The sequence below is a fragment of the Klebsiella sp. MISC125 genome (genome assembly GCF_051131775.1).
Lineage (GTDB): Bacteria > Pseudomonadota > Gammaproteobacteria > Enterobacterales > Enterobacteriaceae > Klebsiella.
The window spans coordinates 4,208,315-4,226,030 of record NZ_CP180448.1 but is presented as its reverse complement, the minus strand read 5'-3'; the positions used below and the strand labels follow the sequence as shown (position 1 = coordinate 4,226,030).

At 48.7% G+C, this 17,716-nt stretch carries 17 protein-coding genes; 11 read left to right on the top strand and 6 right to left on the bottom strand.

What is annotated here, in order from left to right; all coding sequences use genetic code 11:
• Position 1: 1 nt before the first annotated feature.
• The 4 genes from galT to modE all read right to left on the bottom strand — a co-directional run bounded on the left by galT (position 2) and on the right by modE (position 4,612).
• Positions 2 to 1,048 carry a galactose-1-phosphate uridylyltransferase gene (galT, locus tag ACMYSL_RS19910; protein ID WP_434659700.1) on the bottom strand — a complete coding sequence of 349 codons (1,047 nt, stop codon included), beginning with the start codon at positions 1,046 to 1,048 and terminating at the stop codon, positions 2 to 4.
• Positions 1,049 to 1,057: 9 nt separating this feature from the next.
• Positions 1,058 to 2,074: a UDP-glucose 4-epimerase GalE gene (gene galE / locus ACMYSL_RS19905; protein ID WP_181482981.1), complete on the bottom strand. Its 1,017-nt coding sequence runs from the start codon at positions 2,072 to 2,074 to the stop codon at positions 1,058 to 1,060.
• A 206-nt stretch (positions 2,075 to 2,280) separates the two neighbouring features.
• A complete protein-coding gene (gene modF / locus ACMYSL_RS19900; protein ID WP_434659698.1) occupies positions 2,281 to 3,756 on the bottom strand; it encodes a molybdate ABC transporter ATP-binding protein ModF in 1,476 nt (491 codons plus the stop codon).
• Positions 3,757 to 3,823: 67 nt separating this feature from the next.
• Positions 3,824 to 4,612: a molybdenum-dependent transcriptional regulator gene (gene modE, locus ACMYSL_RS19895; protein WP_434664171.1), complete on the bottom strand. Its 789-nt coding sequence runs from the start codon at positions 4,610 to 4,612 to the stop codon at positions 3,824 to 3,826.
• Between the two features lie 153 nt (positions 4,613 to 4,765).
• Here modE and ACMYSL_RS19890 point away from each other — a divergent pair, with 153 nt between their 5' ends.
• From ACMYSL_RS19890 to modC, 4 genes are all read left to right on the top strand, one after another.
• Positions 4,766 to 4,915, top strand: a complete 150-nt coding sequence (locus ACMYSL_RS19890; protein ID WP_110276804.1) for an AcrZ family multidrug efflux pump-associated protein — start codon at positions 4,766 to 4,768, stop codon at positions 4,913 to 4,915.
• Positions 4,916 to 5,053: 138 nt separating this feature from the next.
• Positions 5,054 to 5,827, top strand: a complete 774-nt coding sequence (gene modA, locus ACMYSL_RS19885) for a molybdate ABC transporter substrate-binding protein (protein WP_112214441.1) — start codon at positions 5,054 to 5,056, stop codon at positions 5,825 to 5,827.
• Complete coding sequence (modB, locus tag ACMYSL_RS19880) at positions 5,827 to 6,516, top strand: molybdate ABC transporter permease subunit (protein WP_182237297.1); 690 nt, start codon at positions 5,827 to 5,829, stop codon at positions 6,514 to 6,516. The genes modA and modB overlap by 1 nt, the downstream gene beginning before the upstream one ends.
• A 2-nt stretch (positions 6,517 to 6,518) precedes the next feature.
• The gene (modC, locus tag ACMYSL_RS19875; protein WP_304257132.1) at positions 6,519 to 7,577 is read left to right on the top strand and encodes a molybdenum ABC transporter ATP-binding protein ModC; all 1,059 of its coding nucleotides are present in this window, start codon (positions 6,519 to 6,521) and stop codon (positions 7,575 to 7,577) included.
• Here the strand turns inward: modC and ACMYSL_RS19870 are convergent, their stop codons facing one another.
• Positions 7,578 to 8,396 carry a pyridoxal phosphatase gene (locus ACMYSL_RS19870; RefSeq protein ID WP_304257135.1) on the bottom strand — a complete coding sequence of 273 codons (819 nt, stop codon included), beginning with the start codon at positions 8,394 to 8,396 and terminating at the stop codon, positions 7,578 to 7,580. It abuts the gene before it with no gap.
• 223 nt (positions 8,397 to 8,619) lie between these two features.
• Here ACMYSL_RS19870 and pgl point away from each other — a divergent pair, with 223 nt between their 5' ends.
• From pgl to ACMYSL_RS19835, 7 genes are all read left to right on the top strand, one after another.
• Positions 8,620 to 9,615, top strand: a complete 996-nt coding sequence (gene pgl / locus ACMYSL_RS19865) for a 6-phosphogluconolactonase (RefSeq protein ID WP_434659695.1) — start codon at positions 8,620 to 8,622, stop codon at positions 9,613 to 9,615.
• A gap of 987 nt (positions 9,616 to 10,602) precedes the next feature.
• Positions 10,603 to 11,160, top strand: a complete 558-nt coding sequence (locus ACMYSL_RS19860) for a fimbrial protein (protein WP_304257138.1) — start codon at positions 10,603 to 10,605, stop codon at positions 11,158 to 11,160.
• A gap of 57 nt (positions 11,161 to 11,217) precedes the next feature.
• The gene (locus ACMYSL_RS19855; protein ID WP_434659692.1) at positions 11,218 to 11,967 is read left to right on the top strand and encodes a fimbrial biogenesis chaperone; all 750 of its coding nucleotides are present in this window, start codon (positions 11,218 to 11,220) and stop codon (positions 11,965 to 11,967) included.
• On the top strand, positions 11,942 to 14,485 hold the full coding sequence (locus ACMYSL_RS19850) for a fimbria/pilus outer membrane usher protein (protein ID WP_304257142.1): 2,544 nt from the start codon (positions 11,942 to 11,944) through the stop codon (positions 14,483 to 14,485). Before ACMYSL_RS19855 ends, ACMYSL_RS19850 begins: the two co-directional genes overlap by 26 nt.
• A 14-nt stretch (positions 14,486 to 14,499) precedes the next feature.
• Entirely contained in the window at positions 14,500 to 15,588 is a 1,089-nt protein-coding gene (locus ACMYSL_RS19845; RefSeq protein ID WP_304257144.1) for a fimbrial protein, read from the top strand.
• Positions 15,589 to 15,612: 24 nt separating this feature from the next.
• Positions 15,613 to 16,338 (top strand): fimbrial biogenesis chaperone, encoded by a 726-nt coding sequence (locus tag ACMYSL_RS19840; RefSeq protein WP_434659690.1) that lies wholly within the window; start codon positions 15,613 to 15,615, stop codon positions 16,336 to 16,338.
• 16 nt (positions 16,339 to 16,354) lie between these two features.
• Complete coding sequence (locus tag ACMYSL_RS19835) at positions 16,355 to 17,023, top strand: hypothetical protein (RefSeq protein WP_182237315.1); 669 nt, start codon at positions 16,355 to 16,357, stop codon at positions 17,021 to 17,023.
• A 206-nt stretch (positions 17,024 to 17,229) separates the two neighbouring features.
• On the opposite strand, the gene ACMYSL_RS19830 is transcribed toward ACMYSL_RS19835, so the two are convergent.
• Positions 17,230 to 17,685, bottom strand: coding sequence for a GNAT family N-acetyltransferase (locus tag ACMYSL_RS19830; RefSeq protein WP_434659688.1), 456 nt, complete (start codon positions 17,683 to 17,685; stop codon positions 17,230 to 17,232).
• Between the last annotated feature and the right edge of the window lie 31 nt (positions 17,686 to 17,716).

Sequence of the window (17,716 nt, the reverse complement as noted above, 5' to 3'; positions counted from 1 at the left end):
GTTATACTCCGGATTCGCGAAAATGGACGTCGCTCACAGCGCGCAGACGTTCAGCAGCCTGCTCGGCCGTCAGATCACGCTGGGTTTCAGCCAGCATTTCATAGCCGACCATAAATTTGCGCACCGTGGCGGAGCGCAGCAGCGGCGGATAAAAATGTGCATGCAGCTGCCAGTGATTATTATCTTCATCGTTAAACGGCGCGCCGTGCCAGCCCATCGAGTAGGGGAATGAGCACTGGAATAGGTTGTCGTAACGGCTGGTCAGCTTTTTCAACGCCAGCGCAAGATCGCTGCGCTGGTCGTCGGTTAAATCGGTCAGACGCTGGATGTGCGCTTTTGGCAGCAGCAGCGTCTCGAAAGGCCACGCAGCCCAGTAGGGGACCACGGCGAGCCAGTGTTCGGTCTCGACGATAGTACGGCTACCGTCGGCTAATTCACGCTGTACGTAATCCACCAGCATCGGCACGCCGTGCTCGGTGAAGTACGCTTTTTGCAGACGATCTTCGCGTTCCGCTTCATTCGGCAGGAAGCTGTTTGCCCACACCTGGCCATGCGGGTGCGGGTTGGAACAGCCCATCGCCGCACCTTTGTTTTCAAAGACCTGGACCCATGGATAGGTTTTTCCGAGGTCCGCAGTCTGTTCCTGCCACGTTTTAACCACGCCTTCCAGCGCTTCAACGCTCAGTTCCGGCAGCGTTTTGCTGTGGTCTGGCGAAAAGCAGATGACCCGGCTGGTGCCGCGGGCGCTCTGACAGCGCATCAGCGGGTCGTCGCTTTCCGGGGCATCAGGGGTATCGGTCATCAAAGCCGCAAAGTCATTGGTAAAAACAAACGTACCGGTGTAGTTCGGGTTGGTGTCACCGGTGACGCGGGTATTACCCGGGCACAGGAAGCAGTCCGGATCGTGCGCGGGCAACGTTTGCTTTGCCGGCGTTTCCTGCGCCCCCTGCCAGGGGCGCTTGGCGCGATGCGGAGAAACCAGAATCCACTGCCCGGTTAACGGGTTATAACGACGATGTGGATGGTCGACGGGGTTAAATACGCTCATGAAGGTTCCTTAGTCTGGATAACCCTGCGGATGACGGGACTGCCAGTGCCAGGTGTCCTGCGCCATTTCGTCAAGGTTGCGCGTCACGCGCCAGTTCAGATCGCGATCGGCCTTTTCAGCGTCCGCCCAGTAGGCCGGGAGGTCGCCGTCGCGGCGTGGCGCGAAGTGGTAGTTAATCGGTTTACCGCAGGCTTTGCTGAAGGCATTGACCACGTCAAGTACGCTGCTGCCGACGCCTGCGCCAAGGTTGTAGATATGCACACCCGCTTTATCAGCCAGTTTTTCCATTGCCGCGACGTGGCCGTCGGCAAGGTCCATCACGTGAATGTAGTCACGTACGCCGGTGCCGTCTTCGGTCGGGTAATCGTTGCCAAAGACCGCCAGCGATTCGCGACGACCTACAGCAACCTGCGCGATATACGGCATCAGATTGTTCGGGATGCCCTGCGGGTCTTCACCCATGTCGCCCGACGGATGCGCGCCAACCGGGTTGAAGTAGCGCAGCAGGGCGATGCTCCAATCAGGTTGTGCTTTTTGCAGGTCCGTCAAGATCTGCTCAACCATCAGCTTACTTTTGCCGTACGGGCTTTGCGGAGTGCCGGTCGGGAAGCTTTCAACATAAGGGATCTTCGGCTGATCGCCGTAAACGGTAGCGGAAGAGCTGAAAATAAAGTTTTTCACGCCAGCAGCACGCATGGCGGAAACTAATTTCAGTGTACCGGTTACGTTATTGTCGTAATATTCCAGCGGCTTAGCGACGGACTCTCCGACGGCTTTCAGACCGGCGAAATGGATCACGGCTTCAATCGCGTGATCGTGAAGAATCTCCGTCATTAGCGCTTCATTACGAATATCGCCTTCGACAAAGGTGGCATTTTTCCCGCCGAGACGTTCAATGATTGGCAATACGCTGCGCTTACTGTTGCAGAGATTGTCGAGAATAATCACTTCATGTCCCTGCAGTAGCAGTTGAACGCAGGTATGACTTCCAATGTAACCGCTACCACCTGTAACCAGTACTTTCATGATTCGCTCCAATAGGCTTATCGTGTGAGAAGAAGATAGCATACCAAAGATGGGAAAAGTGTGACACAGGCCAAATTGGTGGAATCGTTTACACTAAAATTATCAATGCGCACACTGAAGATTTTATTGTTTTAAAACAGGGGAATGATGTGGCGTATTGATCTTTTTCCGAAAAAAAACAGGGATCCGCAGACCCCTGAATCAGGTCAATTTGTCAGCGGTCCCACTTCGTAAGTGTAACCGTCTCCACTGCTGACAAACGCCAGACGGTGGGTAATACAGTCCGGGGCATCCTCGGCATGGTGAGAAACAAACAGCAGTTGAGTTGCCCCTTCGCTAATCAGCACATCGATAAAACGGCGCACCAGCTGGCGGTTGAGCGGGTCTAGCCCCTGTAGCGGTTCATCAAGGATCAGCAGGGTAGGGTGTTTGACCAGCGCGCGGACGATCAGCGCCAGCCGCTGTTGTCCCCAGGAGAGACTATGAAACGGCGCATCGGCAGTGCGCTTGTCGATCCCGAGGATATCCAGCCAGTTTTGTACCAGCTTGTGCTGCTTGTCGGAAACGGCCTGATAGATGCCTATCGAGTCGAAATAGCCTGAGAGAATCACGTTACGCACGTTGGTGCTGACGCGGTATTCAAGGTGCAGGCTGCTGCTGACGTAACCAATATGCTTCTTAATATCCCAGATGGTTTCCCCGCTGCCGCGACGGCGGCCAAACAGCGTCAGGTCGTTGCTGTACCCCTGCGGATGATCGCCGGTCACCAGGCTGAGCAGCGTGGACTTACCGGCACCGTTGGGGCCAACTATCTGCCAGTGTTCTCCGGGGTTTACCGTCCAGCTCAGGTGGTTAATGATCGGCCGATCGTTATAAGAGACCATGCCGTCGTTAAGTACAATGCGCGGTGCGTTATCCTCCAGCGCGTGACGTGCCGCCGGAGCATCCGGTTCCGGCAGGGTCATGCCGTCAAGTTTTTCGCTATGCGCCAACTGGGCAATCAGCGCCTGTTGCAGCAAGGCCTGCTTTTCGCCAGTTTCGCTCAGCACGCAATCCGCCAGCACACCGGCAAACTGCACGAACGCCGGGATCTCATCAAAACGATTAAGTACCAATACCAGAGTGATACCTTCACCGTTTAGCGTAGCCAGTAGCTCGGCTAACTGCTGGCGCGATGCTACGTCGAGTCCGTCGAACGGCTCATCAAGAATGAGCAGATCCGGGTTGCCCATCAGCGCCTGACACAGCAGCGTTTTGCGCGTTTCACCAGTGGAGAGGTATTTAAAGCGGCGCTGGAGCAGGCTGGTGATACCAAACTGTTCGGCAAGGCGGGCACAGCGGGATGAATCTTTAAACTCATCCTGGATGATTTCCGCGGTAGTGCGTCCGGTGTCTTCTTCACCGGGGCTAAGCAAATCGGTGTTGTTGCGCTGCCACTCGTCGCTGACCAGCTTTTGCAACTGTTCAAAAGAGAGGCGGGTGATGCGCGAAAACGTGCTCTCGCGCTGGCCGCTAAGCAGCGTTAGCTCGCCGGACAGCGCCCGGGCGAGGGCAGATTTCCCGCTGCCGTTGCTGCCGACGAAGGCCCAGCTTTCGCCAGCCTGCACGCTGAGGTGCTCAATATTTAACGTTTTTGTGTCGCTCAGGCGAAACGTGCCTTGCGAAATTTGCAATGATGACATTGTGTATCCCACTTTTTGCAGCAATTTGCATCAGGGATACGTCTTCACGGCCGGAATGTCAATGCCGTTAGCACAACGTGGCGAGAATGATGCGATCGGCATTGAAATAGGCTATCGCTTCCGCCCCTTCCGTCAGATCGCGTGTCTCCTCCACCGGCAGGGTGGCGCAAAGGCTCTGACCATCCGGGAGCGCCATCAGTACTTCGCTCTGCTCCGGCCCGCGCTCAATATGACTGATGCGCCCGGCCAGTTGGTTATCGGCCTGCTGGGCCAGCGTGCGATCCTGAGTGATACCGACCCATGGTGCTTTCAGCAGCACCAGCACTTCCTGACCCTCATCAAGGCCCAGACGCTCGGCGCTTTGCGCGGTAATGGCGACTTTAAAGCGGGTTTGTCCGTCGGCCAGTAGCACTTCAACATGCTGCTGCACTTGCTGGTGGTCGCGCCCGGTAATGGTGCCAAACCACTGGTTGCGCGCGCTGGTCTGGAGAGAGAAGCGAGAAATCGCCGCCAGCAGGCTGTCGAGGGGGAGAGCGTCATCATCGCTCAGGACATCAAACGCTTTCTGCTGAATCTGCGCTAACAGGTCGTAAAGCTGAATCAGCCGCTGCCCGTAGCGGGTGAGGACCGCGCCGCCACCGCCTTTGCCGCCGGTAGCGCGATCGACCAGGGTTTGCTCGCTCAGCTGATTCATTTCATTAATGGCATCCCAGGCGCTTTTATAGCTGATGCCGGCGTTTTTTGCCCCCTGACTAATGGAGCCGGTCTGGTCAATCTGCTTCAGCAGGGCGATACGGCGGGGATCGGCGAACAGGCGCTGCTGTAATTTTAGGGTAAGAAGAATTTCGGCCTGCATAATCATATCCTGTTGAAAAAGGGTATTGTGACCGATAGCGGTTATCTTGCAAGATGCATCTGCGGTGAATGTCTGCCAGGCATCGCACAAATCGGGCGTGTTTTTCCAGCCGAAACGGTTACAATTAAACATTCGTATTTTCTGGAGCCAACCATGTTAGAGCTATTGAAAAGTCTGGTGTTTGCCGTTGTGATGGTCCCCGTGGTGATGGCTATCATCCTCGGGCTGATCTACGGTCTGGGCGAAGTGTTTAACCTCTTCTCCGGAGCAGGTCATAAAGACAACAGGCCGCAAAACCACTGATTCCCGCGCCCGGTTCTACCGGGCGTTTTTATTTGTCCCCTCAATTGATCCGCCTCTAATTACCCCCAATTTGCTCTGGGAAAACCCCAACCTTATCGCTATATTAGCTCCTACATAACGCACTCACAGGAGTTTCAGATGGCAGGTCAATGGTTACGCTTTTTTGCCGGAGCAACGTTAACGCTCTCCGTTGCAGGTCACGCGCTGGCGGAAGATGGTAAAATTACGGTGTTTGCAGCGGCATCGCTGACTAACGCAATGCAGGATATCGCTAAAGAGTATAAGAAAGAGAAGAACGTTGATGTTGTTTCTTCGTTTGCTTCTTCATCGACTCTGGCACGACAGATTGAAGCGGGTGCGCCTGCAGATCTGTTTATCTCTGCTGACCAAAAATGGATGGACTACGCGGTTGAGAAAAAGAGCATTGATACGGCGACACGCGCCACTCTGCTGGGCAATAGCCTGGTGGTCGTTGCGCCGAAAGCCAGCGCTCAGGGCGATATCACCATCAATGATAAAACCGACTGGACCAGCCTGCTAAAAGGCGGTCGTCTGGCGGTTGGCGATCCGGAGCATGTGCCTGCGGGAATCTATGCCAAAGAAGCGCTGCAAAAACTGGGTGCCTGGGAAACCCTGTCACCGAAGTTGGCTCCGGCGGAAGATGTTCGCGGTGCATTGGCGCTGGTCGAGCGTAGTGAAGCCCCGCTGGGTATCGTCTACGGTTCTGATGCCGTTGCCAGTAAGGGTGTAAAAGTTGTCGGTACCTTCCCGGAAGATTCCCACAAGAAAGTGGAATATCCGCTGGCTATCGTTGATGGACATAAAAATGCGACGGTTAGCGCATTTTATGACTATCTGAAAGGACCGGAAGCTTCGGCCATCTTTAAACGTTACGGATTTACTACCCACTAATGTTCTTAAGCGATCCCGAATGGCAGGCGGTACTGCTGAGCCTGAAAGTTTCATCCCTGGCGGTGGTGTTTAGCTTACCTTTTGGGATCTTTTTTTCCTGGCTGCTGGTTCGACGGGATTTCCCCGGCAAAGCGCTACTCGATAGCATCCTCCACCTGCCGCTGGTATTGCCGCCGGTGGTGGTGGGCTATCTGTTATTGATTGCCATGGGACGGCGTGGTTTTATCGGCAGCTGGCTTTATGACTGGTTTGGTCTGAGCTTTGCCTTTAGCTGGCGCGGCGCGGTGCTGGCGGCGGCGGTGATGTCTTTTCCACTGATGGTGCGGGCTATTCGCCTGGCGCTGGAAGGGGTTGATATTAAGCTGGAGCAGGCGGCGCGCACGCTTGGCGCTGGCCGCTGGCGGGTGTTTTTCACCATTACCCTACCTTTAACGCTTCCGGGAATTATCGTGGGTACCGTGCTGGCCTTCGCCCGTTCGCTGGGCGAATTTGGCGCGACCATTACCTTTGTTTCTAATATTCCAGGTGAAACCCGCACCATTCCCTCGGCTATGTACACTCTGATCCAGACCCCCGGCGGCGAAGGTGCGGCAGCACGGCTGTGTTTGATTTCGATTGTGCTGGCGCTGATATCGCTGTTGATTTCTGAATGGCTGGCCCGGCTTAGCCGCAAACGGATGGGGAAATAATCATGCTTGAGCTCGATTTCACCCAGACGCTGGGCACCCACTGTTTGCAGATCTGCGAGACGCTCCCCGCCAGCGGCATTACGGCGGTTTTCGGCGTTTCCGGTGCCGGGAAAACTTCGCTGATTAACGCCATCAGCGGCCTGACGCGCCCGCAGCAGGGGCGTATCGTGCTTAACGGCAGAGTGCTTAATGATGTCGAAAAGCGTATCTGTCTGGCGCCGGAAAAACGGCGCATTGGCTATGTCTTTCAGGATGCGCGCCTGTTTCCGCACTACAAGGTGCGCGGCAATCTGAAGTACGGCATGGCGAAGAGTATGGCCGACCAGTTTGATAAGCTGGTGGATCTGCTCGGTATTGCGCCGCTGCTCGATCGCCTGCCGGGAGGGCTCTCCGGTGGGGAAAAACAACGCGTGGCGATTGGTCGGGCATTACTCACCGCCCCCGAACTGTTGCTGCTTGATGAGCCGCTGGCGTCGCTGGATATTCCGCGTAAACGCGAGTTGCTGCCTTATCTGCAACGTTTGGCGCGGGAGATTCACATCCCGATGCTCTACGTCAGCCATTCACTGGATGAGATTCAGCATCTGGCGGATAAAGTGCTGGTGCTGGAAGAGGGGAAAGTAAAAGCTTTTGGTGACCTGGAAGCGGTGTGGAGCAGCAGCATAATGCACCCCTGGCTACCGCAGGATCAGCAAAGCACCATTCTCAATGTGACCATTGCCGCTCAGCATCCACAGTATGCGATGACCGCCCTGGCGCTCGGCGACCAGCAGATATGGGTCAATCAGCTCGACAGGCCGCAGGGTGAAGCGGCGCGGATTCGCATTCAGGCTTCGGATGTGTCACTGGTCCTGCAGCCAGGGCAGCAAACCAGCATCCGTAATATTTTGCCCGCACAGGTGATGCAGTGCATCGAAAGTAACGGTCAGGTTGAGGTCAGGCTTGAGATTAGCGGTCGTACGCTGTGGGCGCGTATCAGCCCCTGGGCCCGTGATGACCTGGGCATAACCCCAGGCCAGCAGCTGTACGCGCAAATTAAAAGCGTGTCGATCGCCGCCTGATTACAGCAGATGGCGGTTGATGTAGTCGGCGATGCTGGTGGTTTCGTTTTCACCAATCACCACGTTGGCGCGCGCTTTGACGTCATCGACCGCGTTGCCCATCGCCACGCCAGTACCGGCGGCTTCCAGCATGCTCAGATCGTTGTAGTTATCGCCAAAAGCGATCACGTCCTGCATCGACAAGCCCTGTGCCGCCACCCACTGCGCAAGGCGTTTGCCTTTGCTGTTGCCTTCGCGGGCGATATCAACCTGATCGTGCCATGACCATTCACATTCCAGACCCAGCGTCTGACCAACATGCTGGGCAAAGCGCTGTAGCTTAGCGGTATCTTCATCGGTCAGCGCGAATTTCCATACGGCCTTAACTTCGCGGGCCGCCTGCGCCAGCGAGTTGACCTGAGTGAATACCGGACGCTGTTCGACCGGCAGAGATTGCGCCCAGTTGGCGGTGCGCACGACGTGTCCGGTCGGCTGTTCGTAAAGCATGGCGTCATCAACGTACATCAGGCCGTGGATATCATGCTCGTTCAGCATATCCGTCAGGCTCAGGGCTTTGTCGACTGGCATCGGATCGGATTCCAGAACCTTTTTTGCATGATAATCATACAAATAAGTGCCATTACAACAAATTGCAGGTGTATCCAGAGCCAGTGCCTGATAAAAAGGATGGATAGCGACGTGATGTCGGCCGGTGACGACGATCACCTGGTATCCCGCGTCTCTGGCGCGAGCCAGTGCGTCGAGCGAGGCGGGAAGGATTGTTTTTTTTCCGGTCAATAGGGTGCCGTCTAAATCCAGGGCAATCACGCGTGAGGTCATGTGTTGTTTCCGGTTAATGGTGAAAAGTGAGCAGGCTATGATGGTACACCGCTGTGCCATTCGGGCAAACTTTTCAGCATCTACCGCTAAAAGAGTCGATACACTTGATCCTTCTGGCTGCTGCGAGGCAACCTGAATCATGTAGTGTATGCGTATTGTGTTTTTCAGCGCGTCGTTAGTCTGAAAAATGAAATTTCCACGAGCAGTGAGGAAAGGAGTATTCATGAAACAAACCGTTTATACCGCCAGCCCGGAAAGCCAGCAGATCCACGTCTGGAATCTGGACGTTGAGGGGAAACTGACGCTGGTGCAGGTTGTTGACGCCCCAGGTCAGGTGCAGCCGATGGTGGTGAGCCCGAACAAAGAGTATCTCTACGTCGGCGTGCGTCCGGAGTTTCGCGTACTGGCTTACCGCATTGCCCCCGATAATGGCGCTCTTACCTTTGCCGGCGAAGCCGCGCTGCCGGGTAGCCCGACGCATATTTCTACCGATCATCAGGGACGCTTTGTCTTTAGCGCCTCTTATAATTCGGGCTGCGTAAGCGTCACGCCGCTGACCGATGGCCTGCCGGGTGAAACGGTGAGCGTTATTGAAGGTCTGGAAGGGTGCCACTCGGCAAATATCTCCCCGGATAACCGCACCTTATGGGTTCCGGCGCTGAAGCAGGATCGTATTTGCCTGTTTACCCTGAGTGATGATGGTTTCCTCGGTGCGCAGGAACCGGCTGAAGTGACCACCGTTGAAGGCGCGGGTCCGCGTCATATGGTGTTCCATCCGAACCAGCAGTACGGTTACTGCGTCAATGAGCTTAATAGCTCTGTTGACGTCTGGGACCTGAAAGATCCGTACGGCAAAATCGAGTGCGTGCAGACGCTGGACATGATGCCTTCTGATTTCACCGGTGTTCGCTGGGCGGCGGATATCCATCTCACCCCGGATGGTCGTCACCTCTACGCCTGCGATCGTACCGCCAGCATTATCACCATCTTCAGCGTCTCCGAAGACGGCAGCGTGTTGTCCATTGAAGGCTATCAGCCAACCGAAGCACAACCGCGTGGCTTTAACCTCGATCACAGCGGTAAATACCTGATTGCTGCTGGTCAGAAATCGCATCATGTCGCGGTGTATGAAATCGAAGGTGAGCAGGGCCTGTTGCAAGAAAAAGGGCGCTATGCCGTCGGCCAGGGTCCTATGTGGGTAGTGGTTAACGCATACTAAGGCTGTGGGTTATGACTGAAAACCTCGCTGCGGCGAGGTTTTTTTATCTCTCTAATTCATCTTAGCTTCACTAATAAAAGCTATTTCTTTCGTCATTTTCGTGAGTTAAGCCATACAACATGGACTTTGCATTAGCTGAAGTGAGCGTTTGCTCACGCTCTTCCGGGGAAAGACAAGAGGAGCTCCTGCGCTTTCAATCCCTCACATTCATGCTTTTCCAGGATTTTTCTACCAGGGATAAACACCTGGATAATAGTTCTATCAGAACGACGACGGTCAAACGGAGTTTTATTTTTTTAAGTAAAGCAATTTATGTTTTCCTATAGTTTTTTGTGCTGGATAAGACATGGTTCTAAGTAAGTAAATCTATATGAGAAAAATCTCATTTGAGGTGTTTTTTTAACAAAACATTGATAATTTTTCTTAATTAGGATTTTTCTCGTGTAAATAAATATTGCAACTTTTAATTTTATATTTCTATGTATTTTAAAGTATTTTAACCATGTGAAGAGGATATTTCTTGCGATATTTCAACCTCCAGGGTGGAGAGGAGAAAAAAACAAATTGGCACAACAAAATGTGCTTAAAATACGATCAAACTGATCGATGGTCGTACAATGATTATCTTTTAATTGTTGCTGGGATGTTAATTTTAATCAGTGTAAATGATCTATATCAACTAAACATCATTATGAAATTTTATGTTTTTTTAACTAAAAAAACATTGTAAAAAACCATTTTAAGATATATTAGCACTATCAAATATAAATAAATAAAATAGACAAGCCCTCCTTAAATAAATTATTAAGATATAAATGTAGTTGAATTTTCCTATTATTGCGCATCAATAAATTGCTGTATATTATTGTTATGGAATTTAGATGATATTGTTCTTTTCCTATTTCTTAAGGATTAAGGAAGTAGTGTTAATTGTTTCAATATCATTTTTATGTTGTTGTACATCTTAACCCAAATAGGGAACTATATATGCGTAATTATAAATATGCTATTTCAGCATTAGCTCTGGGATTGTCTTCAGTCGTAGCAACTTCCGCTTCTGCTGCGGACGGTACCATTACTATTAATGGGCTGGTCACTGACACCACATGCACTATTTCTATCGATGGTGGTAATACTGATGCAACAGTAACACTGCCGACTGTCTCAGTTTCCTCCTTGGCTTCTACAGGAGCAACAGCTGGAGCAACACCTTTCAATATTTCACTATCTGGTTGTACAGGCCTGTCTTTACAAACTGCAAGTACCTACTTTGAGCCTGGCGCTTATGTTGATAGCCAGACTGGTCGCTTGAATATTGATACTACTGCTCCAGATGCCGCGGGTAATGTGCAAGTGCAATTATTGAATGCCGATCGTAACGCTATTGTTGCTGGTGCTTCAGTAGCGAATGGTCAGAATGATATCCCAGTAGATATCAGCTCTGGTGCCGGTATTCTTAATTACTATGCTCAGTATTATGCAACCGATGCTTCTACTGCGGGCTCTGTAACCACTCAGGTTGATTACACCATGGTTTACGAGTAATTGATTCATGGGAGTAAAAGCAACTGTTTTTACTCCCATCAATGATGAGGTTCTTTAATGTTAAAAAAAATCCCCCACTGTTTTATTTTAATTGCATCTTTTTTTATCTCTGTCTCAGCTTTGGCTGATGTTGCTATTAATGGGACGAGAATTGTTTTTAATGCAAAAGATAAAGAGTCGGTTGTGCAATTAAAAAATAATGGTAAGAATCCTTATCTATTACAATTATGGATTGATGATGGTAATCCTAAATCCAGACCAGGTGAGGTAAACGTACCATTTGTTATCACCCCTCCTGTTGTACGTATTGACCCCGAAAAAGGGCAGGCAGTGAGAGTTATGTTCACTGGCGCTATCCTTCCTCAGGACAGGGAATCATTGTACTGGTTTAATATGCTGGAAGTACCGCCAAAACCTACGAAGATGATCGAAGCTGGCTCTAATATTCTGCAACTAGCATTTCGTACGCGGATAAAATTATTTTATCGCCCTGCTAATCTCGAATACAGCGTACTGGAGTCGTATAAAAAAATTAGATTTAAAAGAAATGGTAATACTTTAAATGTTAAAAATGACTCTTCTTATTTTATTACGTTAAGTAGCGTAGAGATTCGCAGGGCAAAGGGTTCTGCGGTAGCGGCTGTTGTTGAGAGTTTCCCTCAACGCATGATTGCACCTAAAGGGGAGATGAATCTCCAGTTAGTAACTAAAAAATCAGAGAGGCTGGACGGTCTCACTCTATTTTACAGTGTGATCAATGATTATGGAGGAGAAACAAAGAATGAGCAGACACTGCAAAGTAAATAAAAAGCATTCCTCTTCAATTTGTTTAACTCAGATAGCACAGTTTGTTATTGTATCAATTTTTATTTCTCAGGTAGCAACAGCGCAACAAAATGATGATGTTATTTTTAATAGTGAGTTTATGCGCTCTGCTATTGACGTCAGTGCCTATTCTCAAGGGAATCCTGTTGCCAGTGGTAACTATGCCGTCGATCTTTATGTTAATGAAAAATGGAAAGGGTATGTCAATGTTAAATTTGCAAAGGATAGTTTGCAGTCAGCGATAGCCAGACCTTGCTTTAATATTAAATTGATTTCTATGGCCGGAATAGATTTGGCTAAAATTAACCCTGATGTTTTACAGGGATTAAAAGCAGATGAAGCCTGTGTGCGTACTGAAGATATTTATCCGGATCTTGTCGCAAACTTTGATGTGGCTACACAGCGTATTAACGTACAGTCTCCTCAAACCTATTTACTACGCCATGCGCGCGGCTATGTCAGTCCTGAACTTTGGGATAATGGAATTACGGCGGCAACGTTGCAATATGATTATAACGCCTATCATTCTGACATGTCGGGGTCTGATTCTCTCTCAACCCAATATCTTGGACTTAGGGGCGGAATTAACTGGGATGTATGGCGCCTGCGCTACCGAGGCTCGTTTAACTGGAACGAAGGAAAAGGTTGGGGCTATGACAATGCCAATACCTATCTCGAACGCGCGATTGTTCCGTTACGTAGTAAATTGGTGGTGGGAGAATCATCAACTGACGGACAAGTCTTCGACAGCGTTGGCTTCCGCGGCGTAATGATGACCTCTGACGATCGCATGTATATGGATTCTCAACGTGGATACGCGCCAATAATTAATGGCATTGCCAACACCACTGCTCTGGTACGTATCAGTCAGAGAGGTATGCGAATTTATGAAACAACCGTACCACCGGGACCTTTCACGATTGATGATCTATACCCCACCGGGACAGGTGGCGATTTGCTGGTCACAATAAAAGAAGCTGATGGCAGCGAACGCAGTTTCACCGTGACTTACGCGTCAATTGCTGAACTTTTACGTCCGGGCACTACTCGTTATACCCTAATGGGGGGGCGTTACCATAATTCGACTGTAAATGAAAATCCGAATATCCTGATGGGAACTCTGCGTCATGGCTTTTCAAACCTCATCACCGGATATTCTGGCATGCTGGGTGCTGAGAATTATCAGTCGATTGCTGGCGGTGTCGCTTTAAATACTTCAATTGGTGCAATCTCAACGGATATAACCCATGCACGCAGCTCGTTTCATGATGACATAAAGCGTGAAGGGCAAAGTATTCGCTTCTCTTTCGCCAAAATATTGCCGGTTGTGAATACCAACGTCACACTTGCCAGTTACCGCTATTCTAGTTCCGGGTATTATAGTATTGATGACGCAATGATGTTGCGTGATGGTCAGCAGCGTAACTATAGCTGGTTTAACGATACGGTTAACCGTAAAAACCGCGTACAGATAAGCGCAACGCAAACGATTAATGATACCTGGGGAAGTTTTAATCTCAGTGCGAGCACTCAGGACTACTGGAATCGAAGTGGGCATGATACGGAATATCAGTTCGGTTATACAAATTCATTTAAACATTTCAATTTGAATATAAATGGCAGTAGAACCCGCGATCTGCTGAAAGATAAATGGGATAATAAAATTGCCATTGGTATTTCTCTACCCCTTGGTGAAAGTGGGCGTTCGGCTTATCTCAACTCGACTTTTATTCAAGAACGAGACCATAGTGGTATTCAAAATTCCATTGCCGGAACGACCGGTGAAAATCGCCAGTTTACCTATAGTGCTTTTGGCAACGTTGACCACTATAAGCAAAGCGGCACTAAAACGACCGGAGGAGTAAGCGGCAACTGGGCATCTCCATGGAGTAGCGTTGGGGCTAATGTTTCGACAGGAAGTGGTTACCAACAGTATGGAATGAACTTATCTGGCGGCGTCGTGGCATGGCAAAATGGTGTGGTTTTCACCCCTATTATGGGCGATACAATGGCGATTATTGAGGCTGATGATGCCGCTGGAGCAAGAATAACCAATAACAATAGTCTGAGTTTAAATCGCTACGGTAAAGCGGCGGTTCCTTATTTAACGCCGTATCGTCAGAATACTATAGAACTCGATCCTAAAGGGTTATCGAACGATATTTCGCTCGATGTGACCAGTCAGAACATTGTGCCAACAGCAGGGGCGGTAGTATTGATGAAGTATAAGACAGATGTTGGTCATTCTATGCTTCTGGCATTAAGTCACCCCACAGAAGAATTACCGTTTGGTTCTGCGATTATGGATGAAAACAATCGCTCTGTTGGTTATGTCACACAAGGGGGACAGGCTTTTGTTAGAGTTAAAAATGAAACAGGAAAACTCCATGTGAAATGGGGTGGCCACGGTAAACAAACATGTTCATTTGCTTACGTACTACCTACTAAGTCAGCAGGAACAGGTGCTGGTTTGCCACAGGCTAATGCGGTTTGCCAATAACAGGAGAGTGCATAATGATAAAAATAGTCCGTATCTTGGTTTTGCACTTATTAGCCTTCGCTGGCGCGATCGGGTATGCAAGGGCCGATGGTACTTGGGTCAACTGCATTAGAACCAGCGGTTATTATCAATATTTTGATTCGACAACAGTGCAGGTGGGTAAAGATGCTGCAGTGGGTGATTTGCTGGGTAACTGGATGACTTCATCGAACCCTACCGCATGGACTTGCAAACACGTCACTAATTATCAGAGTTATACGGTACCAATGGCGGTTCAAGGATACCCTCCATACCGCGTTTGGGGAACGATGCAGATCGATGGCCAAACTTATAATGTTTATGATACGGCGGTAAAGGATGGATTAGGTTATGTGGCACGCTGGCGTTATACCGTTAAAGGTCAGTTAAGCGATTGGTACCCATTAACTATCTCTACCGGGGGTAACCAGACACCTTCACAATTATTTAATGTTAGCTATGACGACGATAATTCATGGAATATTGGTGTAGATGTGCAGGTCAGGTTTGTGAAAACTAAGCCATCATTAACAGCAGGTTCAACTTCACTTTTTGATCCAATGTATATGCGACATTATCAGATTTATGATGGCAGAACCTCTGTCGGTAGCGGGACATATATGATTGCCCAGTTTCGTGCCGGTGGGTTAGTTATCTCGACAACGGGTGGGACCTGTACAACGTCTGATGTTAATGTGAATCTTCCTCCAGCCAGTCGTGCAAGTTTTACTGGAGTGGGCTATACCACATCAAGGAAAGATTTTGATCTGGTATTCACAAAGTGTCCGGCTGGTTTAGCGAGTATTAGTTATCTCTTTACGCCAACAACAGCAATAATTGATAACTCTCAAGGCGTATTTGCTATCAGTTCAACATCCAGCGCGAGTGGTGTCGGAATTCAATTATTGAATGCTCAGGATGCACCCTTGTCGTTTAATAATTCATATTTGCTAACTGATTATGACCCCTCGGCCGATAATGCAACCTATACAGTTCCATTGCGTGCTGGGTTGTATCAAACGGAAGCGAGTGTTTCTTCCGGGGGAATTAATGGGGCGGTTACTTTCACTTTGAGTTATAAATAAAAATTGTTATCAGGAATTCGCATTATGATCTTTTTTGTTAAAATTTTGTTTGTCACGTTACTGTTCGCCTTTTGTTCACAAGCATCTGCGGCCACATATATTAATTTTACTCGACTCATTCTCAATGAAAATGAACGGGAAGTGACATTTAGAATTAAAAATGAAGGTGATAATGCGGTTCTTATGCAACTCTGGACCGACCGGGATAACATCATGGATAAGCCTGAATCGATAAAGGCGCCATTTATGATTTTACCACCCGTATTCCGCCTGAACGGGATGGATTCGCGTACCGTGCGACTTCAACTTATCGATAATGAAGAATCATTACCAAAAAATAAGGAATCCTTATTTTGGCTAAATGCTTTGGAGATCCCACAAAAAGCTAAGGGTACAACAGACGAGGTTTTACTACAGGTTGCTTTTCGGACACGGATAAAGATATTTTATCGTCCAGTAGCTATATCTCAGATTAATACTGAGAAAGAAATTGAAAAAATTAAGGCAATTAAAATAAATTGTGATGATAGCGAGTGTATTCGTCTTGAAAATAGAACTCCGTTTCATTACTCTTTATTGAAAATTAGCCTGGGTAGCGGTAAGGAGATAATTGATTTGCCACAAGATGGTCTGCTATTTCCTTTCTCATCACTGGATATACCATCAGGAAAGATAGCTCTGGTAAATGAAAGTATAAAGTCGTTTACCTGGATAGATGATTATGGCGTAGAGCGTATTAGCTTGAAATAATGAGAGGGATAACACCATGTTGGGATTTAACTCATCATTACTGCGCTATAAATTTATTTATCTGACAAAAAATGTATATGATGGAATTGCAGTGCATGCAGTTTTTAAAGAGTTACTTTTTTCATCTGAGCTGAAGAGTGAGCTACAAGAAGACATTCCTTTTCATCTTATTGATAAATACATAAAATTCATTCCATTCTCATCAAGGAATTTTGATATTTGTAAGGTGCGTAGCAAGCATTTTGAGAATGATATTATTTTTTCTGTTAAATGGCAGGATGATAAAAGAGTTATACTTAGCAATGTACTATTTTTTGTTGACATGTATAACCCTGATAAAACCTCTATGCTACATCTGGCGGGACGTAACGACCTTGATGTTATTAAAGGGAGAATGGAAATTTTCTTAATGCACTGTCATGCTGTTATTACGGAGAATAAAAAAAAGTATAATAATTGCTTCCTGTTTACCCTCCGCGAGCAGCAAATAGTTTTCCATCTACTGGAGGGACTCTCTGTTAAGGAGATAGCGCGTGAATTTGGCGTTAGTGATAAGTTGATTTATAGAGATCGGGATACGTTAGTTCGCAAACTGATTATGCAACAAGATCCTATTCTTTACCGGAGATTGAGAAACCTTGCCTTGTTACGCGCAAAACAAGATCCTGTTTTGCATCACTACTGATCTATTTGACAATAGTAATATGCTTAAAAATGTCTGCCAACGTAGTGAGTAAATTAGTGTAGGGGAAGAGCAAGTTCGAAAGTTACGTTAACGCCAGGGAAATATCAGTATGTTAGAATATTCATATAATAGTGATGCTATTTTTTAAGCCGTATCAGCAGTCTGAAACCTCGCCCAGGCGAGGTTTTTTATGCCAGATGCAACGGCTATTTTACCCGCATCCGATATTCAATCATGCCGCTTTTATCCGCTACCCAGTTATACAGACGCTGGCCGCGAAGGTTGGTTTCATGGGTGTGCCAGTACAGGCTGGCAGCGTGGCGTTTACGCGCCTGCTGCTGAACATATTCAATCAACTGTTTGCCGATATGCTTGCCCCGAACCTCTGGGTTAACGAACAGGTCTTCCAGATAGCAGTAGTCGCTTTCGGCCCAGGTGGTGCGATGGAACAGGTAATGCACCAGCCCCACTATCGTTCCTTCGTGCTTTGCTACGGCGCAAAACATCGGTTCAATGGGATTTAAAAAACGGCTCCAGGTTAATTGCGTCACGGCTTCCGGGATATCGACGCGGTAAAATACCTGGTAGCTTTTCCACAGCGGCAACCACTGGGCAAAGTCGCTCTCGGTCGCGGGTTCGATGGTGATTTGAGATAAATTCATAGTGGTCCTTATTTTTAAAAATGGGAGTTTT

Excerpts from the sequence above, each read along its gene's own strand:
- galT (WP_434659700.1), bottom strand. The coding sequence starts at position 1,048 with ATGAGCGTATTTAACCCCGTCGACCATCCACATCGTCGTTATAACCCG.
- galE (WP_181482981.1), bottom strand. The coding sequence starts at position 2,074 with ATGAAAGTACTGGTTACAGGTGGTAGCGGTTACATTGGAAGTCATACC.
- modF (WP_434659698.1), bottom strand. The coding sequence starts at position 3,756 with ATGTCATCATTGCAAATTTCGCAAGGCACGTTTCGCCTGAGCGACACA.
- modE (WP_434664171.1), bottom strand. The coding sequence starts at position 4,612 with ATGCAGGCCGAAATTCTTCTTACCCTAAAATTACAGCAGCGCCTGTTC.
- ACMYSL_RS19890 (WP_110276804.1), top strand. The coding sequence starts at position 4,766 with ATGTTAGAGCTATTGAAAAGTCTGGTGTTTGCCGTTGTGATGGTCCCC.
- modA (WP_112214441.1), top strand. The coding sequence starts at position 5,054 with ATGGCAGGTCAATGGTTACGCTTTTTTGCCGGAGCAACGTTAACGCTC.
- modB (WP_182237297.1), top strand. The coding sequence starts at position 5,827 with ATGTTCTTAAGCGATCCCGAATGGCAGGCGGTACTGCTGAGCCTGAAA.
- modC (WP_304257132.1), top strand. The coding sequence starts at position 6,519 with ATGCTTGAGCTCGATTTCACCCAGACGCTGGGCACCCACTGTTTGCAG.
- ACMYSL_RS19870 (WP_304257135.1), bottom strand. The coding sequence starts at position 8,396 with ATGACCTCACGCGTGATTGCCCTGGATTTAGACGGCACCCTATTGACC.
- pgl (WP_434659695.1), top strand. The coding sequence starts at position 8,620 with ATGAAACAAACCGTTTATACCGCCAGCCCGGAAAGCCAGCAGATCCAC.
- ACMYSL_RS19860 (WP_304257138.1), top strand. The coding sequence starts at position 10,603 with ATGCGTAATTATAAATATGCTATTTCAGCATTAGCTCTGGGATTGTCT.
- ACMYSL_RS19855 (WP_434659692.1), top strand. The coding sequence starts at position 11,218 with ATGTTAAAAAAAATCCCCCACTGTTTTATTTTAATTGCATCTTTTTTT.
- ACMYSL_RS19850 (WP_304257142.1), top strand. The coding sequence starts at position 11,942 with ATGAGCAGACACTGCAAAGTAAATAAAAAGCATTCCTCTTCAATTTGT.
- ACMYSL_RS19845 (WP_304257144.1), top strand. The coding sequence starts at position 14,500 with ATGATAAAAATAGTCCGTATCTTGGTTTTGCACTTATTAGCCTTCGCT.
- ACMYSL_RS19840 (WP_434659690.1), top strand. The coding sequence starts at position 15,613 with ATGATCTTTTTTGTTAAAATTTTGTTTGTCACGTTACTGTTCGCCTTT.
- ACMYSL_RS19835 (WP_182237315.1), top strand. The coding sequence starts at position 16,355 with ATGTTGGGATTTAACTCATCATTACTGCGCTATAAATTTATTTATCTG.
- ACMYSL_RS19830 (WP_434659688.1), bottom strand. The coding sequence starts at position 17,685 with ATGAATTTATCTCAAATCACCATCGAACCCGCGACCGAGAGCGACTTT.